This is a genomic window from Geobacter sp. DSM 9736 (assembly GCF_900187405.1).
Taxonomy (GTDB): Bacteria; Desulfobacterota; Desulfuromonadia; order Geobacterales; family Geobacteraceae; genus DSM-9736.
In genome coordinates, this window is the sequence record NZ_LT896716.1 from 1,109,556 (window position 1) to 1,130,745 (window position 21,190).

Here is a 21,190-nt window from a genome sequence, read left to right on the forward strand (position 1 = left end):
GAAAAGCAAGAAGAGCTTCTAATTAATCCTCTAAGGTCGCCCCGAGGGCCTCTTTACGGGACAGCTTTATCTTGCCCTGCTTGTCGATGCCGATGCACTTCACGAGCACCTTGTCCCCTTCCTTCAGAATGTCCGATACATTCTTTACCCGCTCAGTGTCCAGCTCAGAAATGTGAACCAATCCGTCGGTGCCAGGGAATATTTCCACAAAAGCACCGAACTCCATGATCTTCTTGACGGTGCCCATGTAAAGTTTTCCTTCTTCGGCTTCCGCAGTAAGATCCCTGATCATCTTGATCGCTTTTTCACACGCAGCCTTGTCGTTGCTCGCTATATTGATCCTGCCGGTGTCCTCGATGTCGATTGTGACGCCGGTTGCTTCCGTTATGCCCCTGACGTTTTTCCCGCCGGACCCGATGACGTCCCTGATCTTGTCGGTCTTGACGAATATTGTGGTGATGCGCGGAGCGAATGGAGAGAGGTCGGTGCGAGAAGAGTTGATCGTTTCCGCCATTTTCCCAAGAATGTGGAGCCGCCCTGCCCGCGCCTGCTCCAGAGCATTCTTCATGATCTCCTTGGAAACTCCGCCTATCTTGATGTCCATCTGTAGAGCGGTGACCCCTTCGGCAGTGCCTGCGACTTTGAAGTCCATGTCGCCGAGGTGGTCCTCATCCCCAAGAATGTCGGAAAGAATGGCTACATCGTTTCCTTCCTTGATAAGCCCCATGGCGATACCGGCAACTGGTGCCTTTATCGGAATGCCTGCATCCATCATCGACATGGTACCGCCGCAGACCGTAGCCATGGAAGAAGATCCATTGCTTTCAAGGGTGTCGGAAACAATGCGGATAGTATATGGAAAATCCTCGTGCTTCGGAACGACCCGCTCCAATGCGCGTTCGGCAAGGGCACCATGGCCGATCTCCCTGCGACCCGGAGCAAGGCGAAAACTTGTTTCACCTACGGAGAACGGGGGGAAATTATAGTGGAGAAGGAAGCGCTTTTTGCTTTCGCCATAGAGGGAATCTATCCGCTGCTCGTCGATGGATGTCCCAAGCGTGGCTGCCACGAGGGCCTGCGTTTCTCCGCGGGTAAAAAGCGCGGATCCATGAACGCGTGGCAGCAGACCCACCTCGGTAGAGATAGGTCTGATGGTCGTCGTGTCGCGGCCATCGATTCGCATGCCGTCCTTCAGGATGTGCTCCCTCACCAGCTCGTACTCCAGATCCCCAAGGAACCCTTTTATTACCTTCTCCTGGCCTTCGTGCTCGGCAACAAGAGCGGAGAGAACTTCTGCAGCAATGATGTCTATAGCGTTATGGCGCTCCACCTTTGATTTAATGCGTACTGCTTCTTTCATGCGGTCATAGGCGAGCTTGTTAACCTTTCCCTTGAGCGCTTCATCGACCATTTGAACTACCACTTCCCGCTTGGCAACGCCGGCCTTCTTGCGCAGTTCCGCCTGTGCATCTATGATCGGCTGTACTACCGCATGACCGAAGAATATGGCTTCAAGCATGTCTTCTTCCGGAACAATGGCAGCGCCCCCTTCAACCATGATGATCGCATCACGGCTTGCTGCAACTACAATATCGATGTCGCTCGCTTCCATCTGCTCGGCGGTCGGGTTGGCTATGAACTCCCCGCTCACGCGGCCGACCCTGACACCCGCAATGGGACCTTGGAAGGGGATATCGGAAACCTCCAGCGCCGCGGAAGCTCCGATCATGGAGAGAATGCCAGGATCATTGTCCTTGTCCGCGGAAATCACGGTAGCCATGATCTGGGTGTCATTGAGAAACGTGTCCGGAAAGAGCGGCCTGATGGGCCGGTCGATGAGCCGGCAGGTGAGTGTCTCATTGTCGGAAGGGCGCCCTTCGCGCTTGAAAAAACCGCCTGGAATTTTACCGCCCGCATAGGCTTTTTCCTGGTAGTTTACTGTGAGGGGGAAGAAATCCTGTCCCTCCTTAGCCGACTTTGCCGCTACTGCCGTTACGAGCACCATTGTGTCGCCGCAACTAACGACAACCGAGCCGTTGGCCTGTTTTGCCATCTTACCGGTCTCGATGGAGATGGTCCTGCCGCCGAAATCTACTTGTACTGTGTGAGTCATGGTTTGTACGTCTCCTAGCCATAGTGGTTGGCGTTGGGGCCGTCGATAAAGAAGCCGAATCCGGTTCCGCTTCTCTATCCACGCCCCCAACAAAAGAAATGGGCTTGAACGCCCATGTAAAAACAAGAAAGGCAATATACCTCTTCGGAGAGGTATACTGCCTTCTGCTACCTTCTGATTCCGAGTTTTTCGATGATTGCCTTGTACCGATCGACGTCCTTCTTCTTCACGTAATCGAGCAGCCTTCTTCTTTGGCCGACGATTTTCAACAGTCCCCGGCGACTGTGGTGGTCCTTCTTGTGCATTTTGAAGTGCTCTGTCAGATAGGTGATCCGCTCTGTCAGGATCGCTATCTGGACTTCAGGAGAACCTGTATCATTATCATGCAGCTTGTTTGCCTTGATAATTTCCTGTTTTTTTTCAGTGACGAGCATTGTTGCGACACCTCCTTTCATGTTTCAGATTACTGGGCATTTGCCTCACAATTTAGCAGAACATATCTGGGCTTTGTACCATAAAGGTCATGGCCTGTAAAGACAAAGGTCGTTAAAAACGCGCAAAAACCGCATAGAAAGAGGAGCTTCTGCTCGTTGATCTTGCTCCAGGTCTGTGACTTCGGCGACTGCGAGAATTTGATGGGCACCTGCAAGCACGAGACGATCTCCCGGAGCAGGCGAAACGGATGATACTGCGACCTCAGCCCGGTCAGGTATGATCCCATGGCGAACCTGTACGACTCCACGCTCCGAGAGCGTAAGAAAAGTTAGATGGTTCAGGGCACTCCGAACCGTTACGGATTGCTGCGAAAGCTTCCCCTCCCTGGCAAGTGATGCAACCGTCTCAAGTGAAAGAGCATCTTCGATCCGGAATGGGCCACTTGCGGTACGACGGAGTTGAAGAAGGTGAGCGCCGCATCCTGCCGACATCCCCAGATCATGAGCCAGTGTGCGCACATATGTGCCTCGCGAGCAGCGGACAGTGAAGGAAACTTCGGGAAGCGTTATTGCCTCGATCGAAAGAGCATGAATCTCTACCTCACGACTGGGGCGCTCTATCTCGATTCCCCGCCGCGCTAGCTTGTACAATGGCGTACCCTGATGCTTGAGGGCAGAAAACATGGGTGGGCATTGCTGCTGCTTTCCAAGAAACTTAACTGCTAGCCGCTGGACTGCTTCAGAATCCAGAGTCGTCCAATCCCCTTCCAGAACTGGTGCTCCGGTATAATCCTGCGTATCGGTGGCACGACCGAACAGTAGGGTGGCCCGGTACTCCTTGATGGATTCATCTAGAAAAGGGATGGCTTTTGTTGCCTCCCCCAACGCAACAGGGAGAACTCCGGTGGCGAAGGGATCAAGCGTACCCGTATGACCGGCCTTCTTCTGTCCTGTAATCCGGCGTATCCGGTTCACAACATCATGGGAGGTCATCCCCTCCGGTTTGTCGATAACGATGAAACCGTTCATTTCAAAGAGCTTTTTCGAGATGCGAGAACACCTGCCGCTTTACTTCCTCAAGGGTTCCGGAGACATTGCAACCCGCGGCATTGTGATGCCCACCGCCTCCGAACGCCGTAGCGAGAGCGGAGACATCCACTTTGCCTTTAGAGCGGAAGCCAACCTTGAAAAAGCCGGGTTTAATTTCACGGAAGAAGACAGCCACCTCAACCCCCCGAATAGACCGGGGATAATTCACGAAGCCATCGGTAAGCTCTGCAGTGGCTCCGGTCTTTTCGTACATGTCCAGAGACACAGAAAGAGAAGCGAAGTCGCCGCGAGGAGAAATAGAAAGGGTAGCGAGAGCAAGGGACAAAAGCTCAAGGCGCTCACGGGGCTGACTTTCATAGAGCTTCTCGGAAAGGTCCCACGCATTGACACCTTTTCCCACCATTTCACCAGCAATAGCAAAGGCTTCGGGGTTGGCGTTTGAGTAACGGAAGGAGCCGGTATCGGTAATTACGGCCGTGTATATGCAATTAGCGATATCTAGGTCTATGTCATGCCCAGCCGCCTTGATGATCCGGTAAACAAGCGCTCCGGTTGCGCATGCCTCATAATCAACGTAATTGAGTGCATCGGTGTTCTCGCAATTGAGATGGTGATCCACATTAATATAGAGGCCGACATCACGAAAAGAATTGAACAGGGTGCCGGCGCGCCTGAATTCTCCAACATCGAGGACAAAACAGACGTCATAGCAAGAATAGGGAATATCATGACGAATAGTTTCCGCCAGGGGGAGAAAGGCATAGACGTCGGGGACCTGATCGCAGAGATGAACTGTAACTTCCTTCCCGAGTTTTTTCAGGAAGTTAGCAAGCGCCAAGCTGGAACCGATGGCATCGCCGTCTGGATTTTCATGGGTGGTAATCAGAAAGGTGCGGTTTCGTTCGATTTCTTCGACGATCCTATTCAGCATCATTCCCTTCCGTTGTCTTGATTTCTCGCAGAAGCGTGTCTATACGATTTCCGTAATCGAGAGAGGAGTCATACTTGAAAATGAGGTCAGGTACGTATCGCATATGCAGGCTCTTGCCGAGCTCCTTCCGTATAAAACCTCTGGCGCTGTTCAGACCGGCCTCGGTCCCCTTCTTCTCCTCATCGCTTCCTACGACGGTAAAATATATGGTAGCAAGGTGAAGGTCGTCGGTAACCTTGACACCTGTTATGGTAACAAAGCCGATGCGCGGGTCCTTCAGCCCCTTGATAAGAAGCTGGGATACGGTTTCGTGAATCGCCTCGGAGACTTTTTCAGCTCGCTTGAACATGAGAGATCCTGGTTAGCGATAGAGATAGTACACCAAAGTCTCTATCTCTTTCTCTACCTCTTGCGTAGTTACAGAGTTGCAGCAATCTTCTCGATCTCGAACGCCTCGATGATATCACCGACTTTAATGTCGTTATAGTTTTCGAGGGACATACCGCACTCGTAGTTTGTGGCAACTTCTTTCACATCATCTTTGAAGCGGCGGAGGCTAGCAAGCTTCCCTTCATACACTACCACATTATCCCGAAGCAGGCGCACCTGGGCGTTTCGGACGATCTTCCCATCCTGCACGTAACATCCAGCGACGTTACCAATCTTGGGTACAGAGAAGACTTCCCTGATCTCGGCGCGACCAAGGTACTTCTCCTTGAAGACAGGTTCCAGCAGCCCTTCCATCGCCTTTTTCACATCCTCCACTGCATCGTAGATGATGTTGTAGAGCCGGATATCGACACCTTCCTTCTCGGCCAGTCCCTGTGCCTTGACTTCAGGACGCACGTTGAAGCCGATTATGATCGCATTGGAAGCTGTCGCCAAATTGACGTCGGTCTCGGTGACGGCACCGACCGCGGAGTGAATTACGTTGAGACGGACAGCTTCGGTAGAGAGCTTGCGCAATGCCTCTCCTACGGCTTCGACGGAACCTTGAACATCCCCTTTGACGATGACGTTGAGGTCCTTCACCTCACCGCTCTGGATCCGTTTATAGAGGTCTTCCAGTGAAAGCTTGCTGTGCTTGGCAAGCTCGGCCTCACGCTGTTTGATCTGGCGCAGGGTTGCGATTTCCTTGGCCTGCTTCTCATCCTTCATGGCAACGAAGACATCTCCTGCATCGGGGACACCTGAAAGCCCGATGACCTCAACTGGCATGGAAGGGCCGGCTTCACTGACCTTTTCGCCACGGTCGTTCTGCATCGCGCGAACGCGACCGGAATGAACACCGACTACGCAGTAGTCTCCCATCTTGAGGGTGCCTTCCTGTACTAGAACCGTAGCAACCGGCCCGCGCCCCTTGTCGAGTTTTGCCTCGACGATTGTGCCTTTCGCTTGCTTGTTGGGATTTGCCTTCAACTCCATGAGGTCTGCCTGCAACAGAACCATCTCCAGAAGTTCTTCGAGGTTGAGCCGCTTTTTCGCTGAAACCTCGACCATAGTAGTGTCGCCCCCCCAGTCGGAGGAGACAAGACCATGCTCGGTGAGCTCCTGCTTGACCCGCTCGGGCTTAGCATCCGGCTTGTCGATCTTGTTGATTGCAACGATGATCGGCACTCCTGCGGCCTTTGAGTGGTTGATAGCCTCGCGGGTCTGTGGCATGACACCGTCATCGGCTGCAACGACCAGAATGACGATATCGGTTACCTTGGCACCTCGGGCTCGCATTGCGGTAAAGGCTTCATGGCCCGGCGTGTCTAGGAAGGTGATTTTACGTCCATCGAGTTCTACGTCGTAAGCACCGATGTGCTGAGTAATTCCGCCTGCCTCACCAGCGATGACGTTTGCTTCTCGTATGGCATCGAGTAGCGAGGTTTTGCCATGGTCGACGTGTCCCATGATGGTTACAACCGGCGGGCGTTTCTCAAGGGTCTCGGGAGCGTCAGGAGTCGACTCTAGCATCTCGTCAAGATCCACCGCCACGTTTTCGATTTCATACCCGAAATCCGCAGCAAGAATCACGGCGGTATCGTAATCGAGGGGATGATTGATGGTGACCATCATTCCCATCTTCATCAGGTTCCTGATCAGATCAGTGGCTTTGATACCCATCCTCTTGGCGAGCTCACCGACTGTGATTGTTTCCGTAATCTTGATAATACGCTTGATTGCTTTAGGGACTGTGATTTCAGTTTTTCTACCTTCAGGCATGCGAAGAGACTTGTCCTTGCGCTTTCCTTTCGCTCGGGGTCCGGGTTCGAATATGCGCTCACGCTTTTCCAGAAGTTCCGCTTTTTTGAATGCCTCCTTTTTCTTGGAGGTACTGGCTCCCTTCTTGGCACCCTTGGCGGTATCCGATACGACAGGGACCTCTTTCCCTTTTCGTGCTCCTTTTTTACGATCATCCGACGGCATCTCCTGGGGAGGCGTCATTACACGCTCCTGACGTCCGGGAGCCGGTCGATCTCCTTGAGGACGAGGCGCACCAGGTCGCTCGGGAGCACGTGAAGGCGCAGGCCGATCGGTTACCCGGGCAGCGGGACGAGGCGTATCGCGGCGCTCGGGCTGCCGCTCAGGTTTTGGTTGCAGACCGGGGATTTCGACTCTTCCGAGAATGACTGCCCTGTTGGCAGTGGCACGCTGAGGTTCTTCGGCCTTGGGCGGCGCAGCAGGTATTGCGGGCGGCGCAGCAGGTTGAGGTTCAACCACTGGTGGTGCGGGTGCCTCCTCAGGAGCGGCTGCTACAGGTTCAGGTTTTTCTTCTTTGACCTCTTCGACAAGGGGAGCGGGTTCTTCCGGCTTCGGAGGTTCCGCCTCTACTGCCTTCGGACGCCGGCGGATAATAGTGCTGGTAACCCTTACCTCTTCCTTCGCGACCTCTTTAACCGGAGCAGCAGCTTTAGGCGGGGCTTCCGTCAGCTTTTTCGCATCCGCTTCATCAATAACGGCCATGTGATTCTTCACCTCGACGCCGACAGCCTGCAGCTTGGCCATAAGCTCCTTATTATCGATACCCATCTTTTGGGCTAGTTCGTATACGCGGATTTTACTCATCTTCCCTGCGCCCCTCCCTCGAAGAAGTTCCTGTATTTTTGCATTTCCCTGTTTACCGTTTGAGCGATGCCGCCTTTGTCGATCGCCGCGACGCTTCTCAATTCCTTGCCGAGCAAATCTCCGAGATGCTCCTTGTCGAGCAGACGATAACATTCCGCGCCGGACCGCCGTGCTGCGTTCGCCAGCTTTTCTCCGATGTCTGGTGAAATATCGCAGGCGAGGACCACGACACCGGCGCGCTGTTTTCTTAGGGTGTCTGTCACCATGTCTCCACCGGAGGTTACCTGCCCGGCTTTTTTTGCGAGAGCAAGGTACGACGCGATCCGTTTTTCGAGCAAAGCCCTGATGCGGCCAATAACCTCACCGGGGGTCCCACAGACGACCTCACCCTTAAAAGCACGATTGAATTGCCGCCGTTCAACCGCAGTGCCCAAGCATTTCGTGTCCCTGCATGTGTAGGCACCACGACCCGGCAGCTTCCCCTGAAGATCTGGCACCAGTTCCCGATCAGGGGAGAGCACGAACCTGAGAAGGTCCTTCTTGTCCCGAACGACACGGCATCCGAGACAGCTCCTTTGAGGTTCCTGTTTAGGCATTTCTTACTCTTCCACGCCCTCCTCGGACGCAGCAACCACCGGCTCTACCTGTCCAGCTTCCTCTTCTGACTGCTCCTCATCAGCAGAACCGTCGAAGGAAGCATACTGCATGAGCTCGGTTTCGGCAGCCTTCGTTTCACTCTTGATATCTATTTTCCAGCCCGTCAATTTAGCAGCGAGACGAACGTTCTGCCCGCGTTTTCCGATAGCGAGAGAAAGCTGATCATCAGCCACTATGATTTCCATCGCTCGATTCTCCTCGTCCACATACACCTTCGAAACCACTGCGGGCGCCAGGGCATTGCAGGCAAAGCGCGCGATGTCTTCGGACCAGGGGATGATATCTATTTTCTCGCCGCGAAGCTCAGACACAACATTCTGGACACGACTGCCTCGCATACCGACGCATGCGCCCACCGGATCAACGTCTGATTCATGCGAATAAACAGCGATCTTCGCTCGGCTTCCCGGCTCCCTGACCACTCCCATAATCTCGACTATACCTTCCGCTATCTCCGGCACCTCAGCTTCGAACAGCTTTTCGAGAAGACCTGGATTAACCCGTGAGAGAATGATCTGCGGTCCCTTGGTTGTAAGACGGATGTCAAGTATGAGAGCCTTTACGCGGTCTCCCTGCCGGTACACTTCGCGAGGAGCCTGCTCCTTATGGGGAAGGAGCGCTTCGGCTCTGCCAAGGTCAATAACCAGATCACCCTTTTCGAAACGCCGGACTATCCCGTTGATCAACTCGCCAACACGGTCTTTATACTCATTGAAGATCGTCTCGCGCTCCGCTTCACGAACTCTCTGTATGATTACCTGCTTTGCCGTCTGTGCAGCTATTCGGGAAAAATCGCTCGCATCTATCTTCATGCCTATTGAATCACCGATTTCGACTTCAGGGTCTTCTTCGCGCGCTTCCTCCAGGCTGATTTCCTTATAAGAGTCATTAACTTCTTCCACGACAGTGACGAACTCGAAAACCTCTACCTCACCGATCTCCTCGTTGAAGTGCGCTTCCAGATCCCGTGTATTGCGGTATTTTTTGTTGGCAGCGGTTAGGACCGCCTGTTCCAGCGCTTCCAGAACGATCGTCTTGTCGATGGACTTCTCCTTGACGATCTGATCGATGGTGTGCTTGAGATTGAAGTTCGTTTCCACGTCCCGTCTCCTTCGGCAACAATATGAATAGATTTATCTAGAATTCGAATTCAAGATTCGCCTTAGCGATCTTAGCGAGAGGAATGGCTGCGCCCTGCCCTTCCGTTAGCTTCACATGAACAATGCCGCCGCCGCAGCTGACAAGCTCTCCGAGGAAAGTCTTGCGCGGGTTCCCGGCATCATCAGGCAGCAGATCGAATGTCTTTATCCGAACAAGCTTACCTTTATAACGAAGAAAATCCTGCTCCTTACGGAGTGGACGGTTCAGTCCAGGGGACGAGACCTCAAGACTGTAATGCCCTTGTATAAGGTCTTCCACATCAAGTATTTCTGATAACTCCCTGCTGACTGCAGCACAGTCGTCAAGGGTTATACCCCCTTCCCTATCAAGAAAGAGGCGAAGCACCATTGAACGGCCTTCTCTTTTGTACTCGACATCGACCAGTTCAAGGCCGAGATCGGCAACGAGCGGCTCTGCCAGTGCTCTAACCTGCTCAGCAACATCTTTCTGTGGCATGGATAGACCCATAAAAAAAAGTGAGCTGAGGAGCTCACTTTTTAGGTGAACATTAACTTGTAGAGGTACTATTACCACGGGGGTGGTGCAATGGCAAGATTTTTTTTATATTTTAGCAGCAGAAATGGAGCTGTCACATCAATTGCCTGAGCGGTATGAGTCAAGGTGGATATACCAGTAGGAGAAACCGACGAAAACCACCCCTCCAACTACATTTCCGATGGTTACCGGGAGAAGGTTCCCGACGAAAAAATTGTACCAGGTAAGAGCGTGAGCCTCTTGTCCCATCTCCCCGGCAAGAAGCAAGCCGGCCGGAATGAAATACATGTTGGCGACGGAGTGTTCGAACCCGCTGGCAACAAATGCGGTGATTGGTACATAGCACGCAAGAATCTTTCCGGCGACATCCCGTGCAGCCGTCGCCATGAACACTGCAAGACAGACAAGCCAGTTGCACAGGATGCCCCGAACGAAGGCTACCGTGAAGGGAAGCTCGCATTTGGCAGTAGCGATGGCAATTGCATGCTCCGCTACCGCACCGTTAGCCCATAAGCGGGAACTGAACATCAGCCATGCAAAAACAAGGGATCCTGCAAAATTTCCGATTATTACTAATAGCCAGTTCTCCAGCAGCTTCCTACATGTTATTTCTCCATGAAGGACCGAGTTTGCCAGGAGGCTGTTTCCTGTAAAAAGCTCAGCGCCGCAGATCACCACTAGCATAAGTCCAACGGAAAAGACACTACCCCCCAGCAGAGCGGAAAGCCCGCGCCCAACGACAGTGACCGTATCTTGTGTGACTACTGTGGCCAACTGTGCGCCGCAGGCGATATAAAAGCCGGCAAGAATACTAAGGAGCAAAGTCCTTGAACGGGACTGGGTGATCACGCGCCGGCCGTTTTCGACAATAGCCCGGACTGTCTCTACCGGGGTGAGAAACCTCCTATCCATGCGTTACTCCCATGCAATTGCTTGCCTCAGACTGCAGAAACGGGAGCATATCAACTCCTGCCGGTAAAGATGCCGGAGATTATCCCAGCACCATTCGGAAGATCGATCGGGAGCCGTTTTACATCGACCAAACCAGCAGCTTCAAGCATTCTGAAAAGCTGGCCCTGGGAATAGGCCTGACCAGAAGGTGTATTGAGTAGCATATTGAGGGAGAAGAGCGCCGGAAATAGTGGCCCATCCATGGCATCATCAAGGATAAACTCCTGGATCAGCACCAATGCTCCAGGCTCAAGCACCCCTATGGTTTTGCCAAGCAGAACCGCGCATCCCTCAGGCCCTTCACTGTGCAGCACGTGAGAGAGCCATACAACGTCATAGCTTCCCGTAATTTCATCCTCTATAAAATCTCCTTGCTGAAAAGTGATCCGATTGGAAAGGCCGAACCGGCTTACAGTACCCTCGGCAAATTTACGGGTTGTGGGCAGATCGAATATTACAGCTTCCAGTGTCGGGTTGTGAAGACAGAACTGGATGGCATATGTCCCCGGACCACCTCCCATATCGAGAAGCTTTCTTCGTCCAGAAAGATCGACAGCTGAGACGATACGGGGCGCAAGCTGCATCGCAAGATTGAACATTCCCATCAGGAAGCTCTCCCGGGCAATGTCGTCATCGTTGTGCGAAACCCTGTCACGGACAGGCCCACCTTGCCTTATTCCCTCGTCGAGCCGCGACCAGCTCTCCATGAGATGATGATGATGAAGGATGATGTGACCGAGATACTCGTCCGACAAACGGGACAAAAAGCGATCGGCAAAAGCGGATGCGGAGTAACTCCCTTCCTCTTTCTCAGTCAGCTTCATGGCAGTCAAGGCATCAAGCAGCATTGCAGTGCCGCGCGGGTCGCATGCAAGCAAGATCGCAAGCTCATTGGCAGTCTGCCGTTTCCCCGCCAGCTTGGTAAATACGTCGAGCTTTACCCCGGCATGAAGGGCACAAGCACTCCAATAGCTGCCGGAAAGCTGGAGCAGGTCAGCAGGTGTCCACTGTTTCTGTTCCATTGTCACCTCCGATGCGTATTATGAATGTAATGGGATTTTATGTAACAAGCAGGAGGGTAAGCACCAGAGAAACTGCCGCAAATACCCCCGAAATTACCTGGAACGTTCGGACCCTCCCCTGAAGTGCTTGATTCGTTTCCGCAAGAAGTGCGAGTTGCTCATCCTGTTCGCGGATGCGCGATTCACGCTGCCGTACGGCTTCTTCAAGCTCACGGATACGCACATTTACTTCATCAGCGAACCGTTCAAGCTCTTGCTCTCCCGGTGCCGCACACATCTGCTCTTTCACTTTTTTCAGAAGCTCCGGCCCGTAATTCATGGCAAGAGAACCCCAGGGAACCCTCTTCAGGCCAGCCAGAACAATGCTCCCAATCCCCATCAGTAAAACCTCCTCAGGAATGAACTGCCGAAACAGATTCCGCTGCGGCTACCATTACTTCATCAATCGTCGCCAGGAGCTCGGTGGGTTTGAGAGGCTTCGCAAGAAACCTTTCTATTTCCCCTCCGTTCAGGGCGTGATACTCGTTAGGATAGCCGCTCATGAAGATCACTGGCAATCCTTTCTTTATGTTTAAAATTTCACGGTACAAGTCAAGCCCCCCCATTTTCGGCATAACCACATCCGATAGAAGCAGATCGATTGGATCGACTGCTCCTCTAAAAATGGAAAGAGCCGATTCACCGTCCTCAGCCTCGATCACACGATAGCCGAACTTCTCAAGCAGTTCGCGAGTCACCAGCCGCAATGCCTCTTCATCCTCCACGAGCAGAACGGTCTCGCAACCTTGTCGTGCCGGCCGAGCAGTTTCGCGTTCGGTTTTAGGCTTGATCAGCGGCAAGAAGATCCTGAATGTCGTTCCGCTGCCGGGATCGCTTGAGAGAGTGATGTAGCCGTTATGCTTTCGTATGATACCATATGCAGTGGATAACCCTAGTCCGGTCCCTTTACCTACATCTTTAGTAGAGAAGAAAGGTTCGAAAGCCCTTTCTCGGGTGTGTTTATCCATGCCGACACCTTCGTCAGCAATAGTGATCAGAGCGTACGGTCCAGGCACTCCAACTCCTAAGGGTCCTGCCTGCGCAGCGGCAATGTCGATCCTGTCGGTCGTGATGCTCAGCTTCCCTCCCGACGGCATGGCGTCCCTTGAGTTCGATGTCAGGTTTATCAGCACCTGCTCCAGTTGACCGGCATCACCCTCAACCGGCAGGCTCTCGGAGCAGAGTAGAAGAGTAAAAACGACATCTTCACCAATGAAGCGACCGATGGTCCGATAAAATCCGCCGAGTATTTCATTCAGGTCTATCGGCTTCATGTCTGCAGGCTGCTTGCTGCTAAAGGCTTGCAAACTTTTCGTCAGATTGGCTGCGCGATTCCCCGCTTGAATTATCGATTCAGCGAGCCCTGTGATTCGCTCATCTTCACGCGCGTGGAGCTGTATCAATCCGGCGTAATTCATTATCGCCATCATTATATTGTTGAAATCGTGAGCGACACCTTTGGCTAGCGCCCCCACCGCCTCCATCTTTTGCGACTGACGAAGCTGCTCCTCAAGTAGTCTCTGCCCGCTTATGTCCATTCCCATGCCGATAAGCCAGCGCTCTCCCTCGTTTTGCACTGCGCGGCCCGTCAGAAAGCAGGGGGTTCGCCTGCCGTTCTTGGCTACAAGTTCAACTTCCGCGTGAGCTTCCCCCTCGGCCAGAGCCTTGTCGATGCTCAGCCTCATCAACTCGCGGTCACTGGCGACAAAGAGGTCGAGAAGAGAGAGCCTTTGAATCTCTTCGCCACTGTAGCCGCAGAGCCTCTCGAAGCTGGTGTTCCATCTAAAGAAAGTGCCTGCTCCGTCCAACATGAAAAATAAGGCCGGAAGTGCATTCAAAGCAGACATGAAAAAATGGCAGAGGCTTTCGTTTTCCCGCCTCAATCTCTCTTCCATTTGATTAACCATCAACCGTCTCCTAAATCACTCCACCAGTAGAGCGTATGTCATTCGCTAGTGAAGATAAGTTGACGCTCAAAATCAGTGGAAGGGGTGATGCGCTTCGCAGCTTCCACGGTAATAAGATCCTGCCTGCATAGCTGCAGCAAGTGCTGATCGAGTGTCTGCATCTGATACTGCGACCTGCCATTTTCAATGTGCTTTTCGATCTCATCGAGACGGCCGTCTCGGATGCAGGCCTGAATGGTCGTCGTGGTGCGCATCACCTCCACGACCGGAAGAATGCTTTCTCCGGTCTTATCCTTTATGAGACGCAGCGAGACAGTTGCAACAAGGATATCGGCAAGGCGATGGCGTATGATTTCCTGCCCTTCGGGGGGGAAATGGCCTATGATCCGGTTTATGGTCGATACAGCGCCCTGCGTGTGCAGTGAAGAGAACACCAGATGTCCGGTTTCGGCTGCCTTTATGCACGCATCTATGGTCTCGCGATCCCGCATTTCTCCTACAAGTATCACGTCCGGATCCATCCGTAACGCTGCTCTCAGCGCCGAATTGAAGCTATCGGTATCATTCCCTACTTCTCGCTGGATTATGCAGCTTTTTTGGGAAGGAAAAAGAAATTCGATCGGGTCTTCAATGGTGATAAGGTTATAGCTGAAGTTTTCGTTGATAAATCTTACCATGGACGCGAGCGTTGTCGATTTGCCATTTCCTGTCGGCCCGGTCACCAGAATGAGCCCATTTGGAGCCTGAACTATCTCCCCGAGAACTGGAGGGAGGTTCAACTCGTCAAATGTTCCGATGTGTGGAGGGATGAGACGCATGACAATCCCGAAGCACCCTTTTTGCCGGAAGATGCTCACACGGAATCGTGCACCGCTGGGCAATGAGAATGACGTATCGAATTCCTTGAGATCTTCGCCCAGTGACTTGCCGTTGTGGGCCAGGATTTGACGGGTTATGAATTCGGTGTCACCGGGACTGAGCTTGGGGAGCTTCGAACGGAGAAACTGCCCTCTAGCCCGGAAGAAGGGGGGGTTATCTACTTCGAAGTGTATATCGGAGACCTTCTTCTGGAAAGCGATGTCGAGAATCTGCGTAAGGATCTTGTCGTCCATAGGCACTACTCCATTTCTCTCACGGTTTCTTCATCACCCTGGTTCGCATGAACGCGTTGTCAAGCACGAGACGAGCATGACTCATTGCGATATTGAACGGTTCAGCAGGCGGATAATTTCCCCGGTTATCTCCGTAATCAGCGTATATCAGAGCTATCGTCCGCTCCCAGGCGAGAAGGGGCATGAGGAGCACTGTCCCTGCTGCCGGGGCCGTGATCTCATTAAAAAGAACCTTATGCAGCATCTCATCCCGGCTCTCACCCAGAAAGAGCCTACCGCTCCGAACCGTGTCCGCGAACAGGGAGGGCTGGGACAGGGGAAGCGAAAAACGAAGTGTTCCCTCACCGATAATGCCGACACTTCTTTCGGGAATCAACTCTGCACCTTTTACCACAAGCACAAGACAACGCCCGAACATACCTGTTGTCATTCTCAACAGACCATGTGCGACTTCCCGCGCAGTTGAGGCATCGCGAACATTATCAACGAAATCACCCAGCAGTGCCAGTGGCGGGCGCTCCTCCCGCTCCAGGGGCTTTAAACACTGTTCGCTACTTTCCTCCCCTGAAGAATTGTCGCGCAGTCCTGTGAAAACACCTGGTATCTTTCGTTCGAGTCGATCGATCTCATCAAGGCCCAGATCAGCAGCTGAAACCGAAGACCGGGCCTCTGGAAGACCTGGTCCATCTCCTGAAAAGAAACTTCTGTCATCGAGCCATTCTTCGTCCCATGTCTCGCCGTCTCTATTGCGTTCATCATAGATGCGCAACGCATCCATCAGAGCACCCTGAGCGTCGAGCGCCAGCTCCTGGTTTAGGTTTGAGGGGAAATACCGGTACTCGTCGCATATTTCTCCGGTATCAGCGTTGAAAGAAAACGCCCCCTCATTCCAGGAGAGCACCTCCACAATGGTCAGCTGAATAAGGGTTTCCAACCCTTTATATGCCGCCTCCTTGTTCACCACGCCGCTTTCGATCAGCACCGCCACAAGGGGCTTCCCTAGAGCCCGTGCCTGCTCTCCTAGAACCCTGCGCAGGTCCTCCTCGTCGAGAGCCCCCATTTCAACGAGGATACGCCCGATTTTAACATGAATGTTATGGTGGTTCGCGCTGACGATATAGCCATCCCTGAAAACGAGCTGGCTTTCCCCCCTGCTCCCCGAAAGATTGAGTGTTCCTGTCTTCCGGGTAGAGTGGAGAAGTTGAACGATATCTACAACTGGGAAATGTCCTAGATCGCCGCTGAACGACATGCTTTAGCTCCGGTTTTACTGGATGGAGGAGGCTTGGGATGGACGAGCACAGAGAACCGGTCCTGAAGCCGCATCAGGTTACCTTTTCGGTACCGAAGGTGAAATCTTCAAGAGAGCGAAAAAATTTCCCTGCTTACTCACCTGCCCGGCGGCAGCTAAAATTGAAAAACCGGCTACCGCATTGCAAAGAATCAGGGGGAGATGTTCAACAACAACGGGTGATTCAGTCCGTATTCCTCTGCAGTTTCGAGAATCGCATCGAGCTCCGTTGCCCCTTTTCGTGACCTGTGCTCATTCACCAAGAAGACCGACACCGGAAAGTGACCGTAGACGGAGCGGCCGAATATATCCGCCATTTTGCGCAATGCAGCTTTCTCCATGTCTGAACCCATCTCCTTAAGTGCTGCTACATAATGGCTCGGGAAATCGACCACGCGAACGTCGAGCCTCTCAATGAACTTCTGTTTTTCGCTCTTAGCCACTGCCGCGAAATCGACAGAGCACCAGTAGCTATCGGTTGTAGAGATCAGTCCTCGACAGGGAAGCGGGCGCCGCGAATAAATTATGCAGGAGCCTTCGGTATCGAGGAAAGGACATGTGCCCATCTCCCGCCTGTACATGGTGAACAGATCTTTCATATTACCAATGCAATGGAGCCGCTTACTCAGACGATCCACAAATTCAGCAACGCGAGTAACCACCTCGGGGGTGAGAGACAGGGCAACTGCAACTGCCTCAGTAAATGTAGCATAGACGGGAAGGGTGCAGCAGCCGCTGCACCCTTTGCGGCAAAATGTCACTCCACCCGATGCTGCATACTCAGAAATCCACCTTTGGGTGAACATATCAAAAAAAGAATGCTGCTGCCGTGTTTCCTCTATGAGAGATTCCCACCGGTGCATTCTCAACCCTCCATGCATTGCCATTCCTTCAGACACGACCAGTGCCAGAAAGACCCCACTTTCATTTTTTAAAAAGAAGGTAGCAGGAAGCGCAGCTGATTCGTAGCGATCACTTCTTTGTGCTACAACAGCTGAATCTCACTCACTCTGACGATCAGCATGTCCTGGCGGAAACGGGCTGACAGCTTCAGCCGGTACGCGTGCCACCATGGCCTGTCCAATCGCTCGGTCATTACTTCATAAATGACTATGTCGTCCCTGACGGTAAGCGAAGGGGTTTCTCTCCAGACACCTTCCGCAGGCGACCGGAGAAATGAGGTCACTCCGCCGAATTGCTCGGTAAGCTCGTCCCTAACGCGGTGATATTCTGAATGAGGAAACGAATGTCCCGCATTGTCGTAGAGAGGAAGCAAAATCTGTACAAGGTGCATGAACTTGCTCCGCAACTTTTCTACAGCGTGCAACTCTAGCCGATTTGCAGGTAGGCTGCTACACCTTTCTTGACTGGAATTGCTCGGGGGGCTGAAAGCTAAACCTCGACAGGAAGACCCGACTGTCGCCAACCCGCAATATGCCCTTCCAGAAGATGGTGATTCCCGAACCCGACCATTCCCAACCCCCTACGGGCAAATTCTGCCGGCGGCCCACCGCAAGTCAACACGAGCCGCGCTTCTTTGTCGGAAGGAACTGCCTTGTCCACCTTGGCGGATACTATATTTCCAACCTGTGCGCCAGACGATGGACTGTCTGCTCAGCTGTATCGTTGATGTTCTGGAAGATGGGGAGATAGAGCCGCATGAACTCCAGAAACTCCGGGAAACTCCGGCACGCGACATACTGGCTGTACAAGTGGTTACTTATCGTAACAAGGAATTCGTACTCGTTATTGCCTATGTTCTTGTAAACACTTATCCAATAGACATAATCCGGGGAGTAGAGTTTCAGGTCCTGGTTTCTATACCCGAGTCGTTCGAAAGCTGCATCGTTCTGTTCCCCTTCGCCACCCTCACCTTCACTCCACACAAAGTTGAGGATTTCCAGAAGCCCGTCCTTGCAGTTGAATTCGTACAGGGTCATAATGCCTCCCCCACAGCCGCTGTCTCACTACATCTACCAGAATAGTATCAGCAATCGGGACAGACGCACGTCCTGGTGAGAGATGAAGAGCAGCGTTGCAGAAGATGCAGGAGGAAACAGGTTAGTGCCCCAATTCCTCACCCCGCCTGCTGATGATGAGTTGCACCAGGATATCCCCGAGAAGCAACAGCGAAATCAGTGCGAGGTAGCCGGGATTGGCAAATGAATGGGCATAACAGGTAAGGATAACGTAGAAGGCAACCAGAAAAGGAAGAAGCGATCTCAATGTTTTCACCCACGACTCACGCCCTTCCGAATCCGGATTGAGCGCCGCCACAATTCTGGGGGCTCTAATATAAGCAACAGCGGCGTCGACAATAGATAGGATGATGTTCAATCCGAAAAGAAGAGAGAGCAGTAGGTCCATTAAGCTTCCCTTTACCACCGTAGTAATTGCTGAAAAGCAGCAATGTCAGCGCCGGTTGCTTTTTCGGTCGCGTCCCCCGTCCCCAGACCGGCGCCGCGTGCCTGCAGCCTTGGGTTGCTGTTTCTGCGGGGTCGCGATGCTCACTGTGATGAGCCGACCCTCCACCAGCGCTCCATCAAGCGACTCTATTGCATCCTTCAATTCATCTACGCTCGACATGCGTACATACGCGCAACCCTTCGATTTACCGCTGACCGGATCGGTAATAATGTGGACAGATGTCACAGTTCCGGCAACAGAAAAAAGACGGCGAAGATCCTGCTCCGATATCTCGTACGGCAGATGCCCTACATAAAGTTCTTTAGCCATGATAACTCATCCTTTCCATTAACAAATTGCTATACCCAGTTGCGGCAAGACTGTATGCGTTTAGTTGGTGCCTTCAGAGCTTGTTTACTGTGCGCTGGAGCCGATCAAAAGGGGCATTGAAAACTCGGTATCTTTGCTGCGCGCGCTAAGGTAAGCTGATTTTTACACAAAACCGGGTCATACCTCCTATCGTCGAGGCGAGTGAATTCCCGCCTCAGCTCTGTATCAACACTCCGGATTGCTTCCACTCATCGTCGGCTCTCCTGACAACTACTTCTCTCTTCCTCCACAGTCCGCATCAGGAATGCCTGAACTGTCTTCCTCGACACGCTCGCCAGCTTCATCATCAGCTGAAACGGCACTTCACCCAGGCCATACTTCAGTTTCAGATCTTCAGTCATACCGGACCATAGATGCGCAGTCATTTCGGCGTCAGCAAGAGCCCGATGAAAGACGCCTCCATTTTCTATTCGGCAGAACCTGACAAGATCGCCGAGCTTATGACTCGGAGCATCCGGATAAACCCTTCGTGACACTAGCATCGAGCAGGCCATTTCCTGCCGTCGGCTGCAGCCGATGCGCTTCAGTTCGCAATCGAGAAACCTGCGGTCGAAGCTGGCATTGTGGGCAATAAGATAGTGATCGCCCAAGAACTCGGCAAGACGCACAATCACCTCCACGCTATCCGGAGCATCAGCAAGCATTGCATTCGTGATCCCTGTATATTCCTCTATGAACCTGCTGACCTTTCTGCCAGGATTCACGAGGCTTTGGAAGCTGTCGGTCACACGGTTGTCGCGAAGCAGCACGGCTCCTACCTCAATAACCCTATCGCCATACTCTGGGGAAAGGCCGGTGGTTTCAAAGTCGATGACGACAGCAGTGTAGTTTCCCATCAATTCCTTTCATATGCCTGCGATTGCGCGTTTCGTCCGCTGCATTATAATGATATTGATCGGAGAGACAAGATAAAGAACCAAAGGAGGGACAATGATCAGGTATATCACAATTGCTGCCGCCATCATCATAACACTCACCCCCTTGTCCGTATTTGCCGCCGATGCCGACGGAAAAGAATCCCGTCAAAAGGAAACGCGGGACGAACAACTCGAACGGAAAGTCGATGAAGTTGGGAAGCAGCTGGATAGGCTCGAGCAGGAACTTAGTAAGGCGCGGCAACGCACCCAGGATGACCTGAAAAAAAGGCTTCCAGAACTGCGCCAGCGGCAGCAGGAGTTGAAGGCGCAATTTGCGGAACTTCAGAAATCTGGAGGAAAAGCTTGGAAAGAGGTCGCAGAAGGGGCGCAGCGTGCCATCGAAGAACTTAACAAGGCACTTGAGCGGGCTCAGACCAGGATCCAGGAAGAGTCAAAATAGTTGACTCACCGTTAGGACCGTGATTTATAACAGGCAAGAACCAGCTTGTTCTGCCTTGTGAAAGGTGAGGCATAATCCTTTGATATGACAAGATCCTTTTCCTCAAGTACTTTGAATAATTGCCTTCTGGTGAAGATCTGCTTGTGGCGGAAGGGCTGCGGCGAATAGAGGGATTCAAGCAAACTTGTGCCTCCCCCGCCCCCTGCACGGTATGCCCACTCTGCAAGCCGATAGAAGAGAGAATCACGGCAAGGAGTGTCGAGAAAGAGCCATCCTCCCGGCTTTAAAAGTTTTGCTGCACATCTGAGAGTCTCTGCGGGAAAATTTACGTGCTCAAGAACGTCCCACAAGGTTATGACATCAAAATATCCGGCGAAGCCATCCTGCCACTGGGGATGTTCGAGGGTAGAACCACTGAGGGTCAAGCCGAATCTCATAAGGGCGAACTCCCGAAAAACCTGTTGCGGTTCGATCCCATGCACCTCAGCGCATTCAGGTGCGAGAAGAGCGGAGAAAACTCCAGCTCCCGCCCCGATATCCAGGCAGCAAGCATCCGACAGTCGACAGTGCCGTTTCACTAAGGCTAGGTTCTTGCGGTGCTGCCTCTGGTTTGGAGGAAGGTTTCTCTCAATGTAGCACAACGACTTATCATCAAGGACAGAGTCTGCGGAGGCATCAGCGGGCATGATATCGAGATGATCGATGAAATGAAAATCGCAGGCAGCGCAGGCATAGACAGTAGTTTTGCTGAGCCGGTAAACAGGTGCTGCTTCGTGAAGGCCACAGAGCTTGCAACGGCTGAAGTCGTACATGAACAATCTCCTTCCATTTATCTCTTGGTAGCGTTTTGGGGGGCAGGA

The 21,190-nt window shown here is 52.7% G+C and carries 23 protein-coding genes; 1 reads left to right on the top strand and 22 read right to left on the bottom strand.

Annotated elements, in window-relative coordinates; all coding sequences use genetic code 11:
• Window positions 1-22: 22 nt before the first annotated feature.
• From pnp to CFB04_RS05345, 21 genes are all read right to left on the bottom strand, one after another.
• A complete protein-coding gene (pnp, locus tag CFB04_RS05245) occupies window positions 23-2,113 on the bottom strand; it encodes a polyribonucleotide nucleotidyltransferase (RefSeq protein ID WP_088534290.1) in 2,091 nt (696 codons plus the stop codon).
• A gap of 167 nt (window positions 2,114-2,280) precedes the next feature.
• Window positions 2,281-2,547, bottom strand: coding sequence for a 30S ribosomal protein S15 (rpsO, locus tag CFB04_RS05250; protein ID WP_088534291.1), 267 nt, complete (start codon window positions 2,545-2,547; stop codon window positions 2,281-2,283).
• A gap of 87 nt (window positions 2,548-2,634) precedes the next feature.
• Complete coding sequence (gene truB / locus CFB04_RS05255; RefSeq protein WP_088534292.1) at window positions 2,635-3,576, bottom strand: tRNA pseudouridine(55) synthase TruB; 942 nt, start codon at window positions 3,574-3,576, stop codon at window positions 2,635-2,637.
• Window position 3,577: 1 nt separating this feature from the next.
• Window positions 3,578-4,528 (bottom strand): bifunctional oligoribonuclease/PAP phosphatase NrnA, encoded by a 951-nt coding sequence (locus CFB04_RS05260; protein ID WP_088534293.1) that lies wholly within the window; start codon window positions 4,526-4,528, stop codon window positions 3,578-3,580.
• Window positions 4,518-4,877 carry a ribosome-binding factor A gene (locus tag CFB04_RS05265; RefSeq protein ID WP_088534294.1) on the bottom strand — a complete coding sequence of 120 codons (360 nt, stop codon included), beginning with the start codon at window positions 4,875-4,877 and terminating at the stop codon, window positions 4,518-4,520. The genes CFB04_RS05260 and CFB04_RS05265 overlap by 11 nt, the downstream gene beginning before the upstream one ends.
• Before the next feature lie 68 nt (window positions 4,878-4,945).
• Entirely contained in the window at window positions 4,946-7,582 is a 2,637-nt protein-coding gene (gene infB / locus CFB04_RS05270; protein ID WP_088534295.1) for a translation initiation factor IF-2, read from the bottom strand.
• The gene (locus tag CFB04_RS05275; RefSeq protein WP_157698721.1) at window positions 7,579-8,178 is read right to left on the bottom strand and encodes a DUF448 domain-containing protein; all 600 of its coding nucleotides are present in this window, start codon (window positions 8,176-8,178) and stop codon (window positions 7,579-7,581) included. Before CFB04_RS05275 ends, infB begins: the two co-directional genes overlap by 4 nt.
• Window positions 8,179-8,181: 3 nt before the next feature.
• A complete protein-coding gene (gene nusA, locus CFB04_RS05280) occupies window positions 8,182-9,339 on the bottom strand; it encodes a transcription termination factor NusA (protein ID WP_088534296.1) in 1,158 nt (385 codons plus the stop codon).
• Window positions 9,340-9,376: 37 nt separating this feature from the next.
• Window positions 9,377-9,856, bottom strand: a complete 480-nt coding sequence (gene rimP, locus CFB04_RS05285) for a ribosome maturation factor RimP (protein WP_088534297.1) — start codon at window positions 9,854-9,856, stop codon at window positions 9,377-9,379.
• 138 nt (window positions 9,857-9,994) lie between these two features.
• Window positions 9,995-10,807: a formate/nitrite transporter family protein gene (locus CFB04_RS05290; RefSeq protein ID WP_088534298.1), complete on the bottom strand. Its 813-nt coding sequence runs from the start codon at window positions 10,805-10,807 to the stop codon at window positions 9,995-9,997.
• A 50-nt stretch (window positions 10,808-10,857) separates the two neighbouring features.
• Window positions 10,858-11,868 (bottom strand): methyltransferase, encoded by a 1,011-nt coding sequence (locus CFB04_RS05295; RefSeq protein ID WP_088534299.1) that lies wholly within the window; start codon window positions 11,866-11,868, stop codon window positions 10,858-10,860.
• Between the two features lie 37 nt (window positions 11,869-11,905).
• Window positions 11,906-12,247, bottom strand: coding sequence for a hypothetical protein (locus CFB04_RS05300; protein ID WP_088534300.1), 342 nt, complete (start codon window positions 12,245-12,247; stop codon window positions 11,906-11,908).
• 13 nt (window positions 12,248-12,260) lie between these two features.
• On the bottom strand, window positions 12,261-13,814 hold the full coding sequence (locus CFB04_RS05305; RefSeq protein ID WP_088534301.1) for an ATP-binding protein: 1,554 nt from the start codon (window positions 13,812-13,814) through the stop codon (window positions 12,261-12,263).
• Window positions 13,815-13,852: 38 nt separating this feature from the next.
• Entirely contained in the window at window positions 13,853-14,926 is a 1,074-nt protein-coding gene (locus CFB04_RS05310) for a type IV pilus twitching motility protein PilT (protein WP_088534302.1), read from the bottom strand.
• A 19-nt stretch (window positions 14,927-14,945) separates the two neighbouring features.
• Window positions 14,946-16,178 carry a DUF4388 domain-containing protein gene (locus tag CFB04_RS05315; RefSeq protein ID WP_088534303.1) on the bottom strand — a complete coding sequence of 411 codons (1,233 nt, stop codon included), beginning with the start codon at window positions 16,176-16,178 and terminating at the stop codon, window positions 14,946-14,948.
• Between the two features lie 191 nt (window positions 16,179-16,369).
• A complete protein-coding gene (locus tag CFB04_RS05320; protein ID WP_157698722.1) occupies window positions 16,370-17,080 on the bottom strand; it encodes a YkgJ family cysteine cluster protein in 711 nt (236 codons plus the stop codon).
• A 122-nt stretch (window positions 17,081-17,202) separates the two neighbouring features.
• Window positions 17,203-17,511, bottom strand: coding sequence for a hypothetical protein (locus CFB04_RS05325; RefSeq protein WP_088534305.1), 309 nt, complete (start codon window positions 17,509-17,511; stop codon window positions 17,203-17,205).
• A 280-nt stretch (window positions 17,512-17,791) separates the two neighbouring features.
• Window positions 17,792-18,157, bottom strand: a complete 366-nt coding sequence (locus tag CFB04_RS05330; RefSeq protein WP_088534306.1) for a hypothetical protein — start codon at window positions 18,155-18,157, stop codon at window positions 17,792-17,794.
• A 121-nt stretch (window positions 18,158-18,278) separates the two neighbouring features.
• Window positions 18,279-18,584 carry a hypothetical protein gene (locus CFB04_RS05335; RefSeq protein ID WP_088534307.1) on the bottom strand — a complete coding sequence of 102 codons (306 nt, stop codon included), beginning with the start codon at window positions 18,582-18,584 and terminating at the stop codon, window positions 18,279-18,281.
• A 45-nt stretch (window positions 18,585-18,629) separates the two neighbouring features.
• Complete coding sequence (locus tag CFB04_RS05340) at window positions 18,630-18,953, bottom strand: RNA-binding protein (RefSeq protein ID WP_088534308.1); 324 nt, start codon at window positions 18,951-18,953, stop codon at window positions 18,630-18,632.
• Window positions 18,954-19,201: 248 nt separating this feature from the next.
• A complete protein-coding gene (locus CFB04_RS05345; RefSeq protein ID WP_088534309.1) occupies window positions 19,202-19,849 on the bottom strand; it encodes a PolC-type DNA polymerase III in 648 nt (215 codons plus the stop codon).
• A gap of 94 nt (window positions 19,850-19,943) precedes the next feature.
• Here CFB04_RS05345 and CFB04_RS05350 point away from each other — a divergent pair, with 94 nt between their 5' ends.
• On the top strand, window positions 19,944-20,330 hold the full coding sequence (locus CFB04_RS05350; RefSeq protein ID WP_088534310.1) for a hypothetical protein: 387 nt from the start codon (window positions 19,944-19,946) through the stop codon (window positions 20,328-20,330).
• Between the two features lie 11 nt (window positions 20,331-20,341).
• Here the strand turns inward: CFB04_RS05350 and CFB04_RS05355 are convergent, their stop codons facing one another.
• Window positions 20,342-21,142 carry a bifunctional 2-polyprenyl-6-hydroxyphenol methylase/3-demethylubiquinol 3-O-methyltransferase UbiG gene (locus CFB04_RS05355; RefSeq protein ID WP_157698723.1) on the bottom strand — a complete coding sequence of 267 codons (801 nt, stop codon included), beginning with the start codon at window positions 21,140-21,142 and terminating at the stop codon, window positions 20,342-20,344.
• Between the last annotated feature and the right edge of the window lie 48 nt (window positions 21,143-21,190).

What these genes read in the sequence shown, in the direction of transcription:
- pnp (WP_088534290.1), bottom strand. Translation starts at nt 2,113, where the DNA reads ATGACTCACACAGTACAAGTAGATTTCGGCGGCAGGACCATCTCCATC.
- rpsO (WP_088534291.1), bottom strand. Translation starts at nt 2,547, where the DNA reads ATGCTCGTCACTGAAAAAAAACAGGAAATTATCAAGGCAAACAAGCTG.
- truB (WP_088534292.1), bottom strand. Translation starts at nt 3,576, where the DNA reads ATGAACGGTTTCATCGTTATCGACAAACCGGAGGGGATGACCTCCCAT.
- CFB04_RS05260 (WP_088534293.1), bottom strand. Translation starts at nt 4,528, where the DNA reads ATGCTGAATAGGATCGTCGAAGAAATCGAACGAAACCGCACCTTTCTG.
- CFB04_RS05265 (WP_088534294.1), bottom strand. Translation starts at nt 4,877, where the DNA reads ATGTTCAAGCGAGCTGAAAAAGTCTCCGAGGCGATTCACGAAACCGTA.
- infB (WP_088534295.1), bottom strand. Translation starts at nt 7,582, where the DNA reads ATGAGTAAAATCCGCGTATACGAACTAGCCCAAAAGATGGGTATCGAT.
- CFB04_RS05275 (WP_157698721.1), bottom strand. Translation starts at nt 8,178, where the DNA reads ATGCCTAAACAGGAACCTCAAAGGAGCTGTCTCGGATGCCGTGTCGTT.
- rimP (WP_088534297.1), bottom strand. Translation starts at nt 9,856, where the DNA reads ATGCCACAGAAAGATGTTGCTGAGCAGGTTAGAGCACTGGCAGAGCCG.
- CFB04_RS05290 (WP_088534298.1), bottom strand. Translation starts at nt 10,807, where the DNA reads ATGGATAGGAGGTTTCTCACCCCGGTAGAGACAGTCCGGGCTATTGTC.
- CFB04_RS05295 (WP_088534299.1), bottom strand. Translation starts at nt 11,868, where the DNA reads ATGGAACAGAAACAGTGGACACCTGCTGACCTGCTCCAGCTTTCCGGC.
- CFB04_RS05300 (WP_088534300.1), bottom strand. Translation starts at nt 12,247, where the DNA reads ATGGGGATTGGGAGCATTGTTCTGGCTGGCCTGAAGAGGGTTCCCTGG.
- CFB04_RS05305 (WP_088534301.1), bottom strand. Translation starts at nt 13,814, where the DNA reads ATGGTTAATCAAATGGAAGAGAGATTGAGGCGGGAAAACGAAAGCCTC.
- CFB04_RS05310 (WP_088534302.1), bottom strand. Translation starts at nt 14,926, where the DNA reads ATGGACGACAAGATCCTTACGCAGATTCTCGACATCGCTTTCCAGAAG.
- CFB04_RS05315 (WP_088534303.1), bottom strand. Translation starts at nt 16,178, where the DNA reads ATGTCGTTCAGCGGCGATCTAGGACATTTCCCAGTTGTAGATATCGTT.
- CFB04_RS05320 (WP_157698722.1), bottom strand. Translation starts at nt 17,080, where the DNA reads ATGCACCGGTGGGAATCTCTCATAGAGGAAACACGGCAGCAGCATTCT.
- CFB04_RS05325 (WP_088534305.1), bottom strand. Translation starts at nt 17,511, where the DNA reads ATGCACCTTGTACAGATTTTGCTTCCTCTCTACGACAATGCGGGACAT.
- CFB04_RS05330 (WP_088534306.1), bottom strand. Translation starts at nt 18,157, where the DNA reads ATGACCCTGTACGAATTCAACTGCAAGGACGGGCTTCTGGAAATCCTC.
- CFB04_RS05335 (WP_088534307.1), bottom strand. Translation starts at nt 18,584, where the DNA reads ATGGACCTACTGCTCTCTCTTCTTTTCGGATTGAACATCATCCTATCT.
- CFB04_RS05340 (WP_088534308.1), bottom strand. Translation starts at nt 18,953, where the DNA reads ATGGCTAAAGAACTTTATGTAGGGCATCTGCCGTACGAGATATCGGAG.
- CFB04_RS05345 (WP_088534309.1), bottom strand. Translation starts at nt 19,849, where the DNA reads ATGGGAAACTACACTGCTGTCGTCATCGACTTTGAAACCACCGGCCTT.
- CFB04_RS05350 (WP_088534310.1), top strand. Translation starts at nt 19,944, where the DNA reads ATGATCAGGTATATCACAATTGCTGCCGCCATCATCATAACACTCACC.
- CFB04_RS05355 (WP_157698723.1), bottom strand. Translation starts at nt 21,142, where the DNA reads ATGTACGACTTCAGCCGTTGCAAGCTCTGTGGCCTTCACGAAGCAGCA.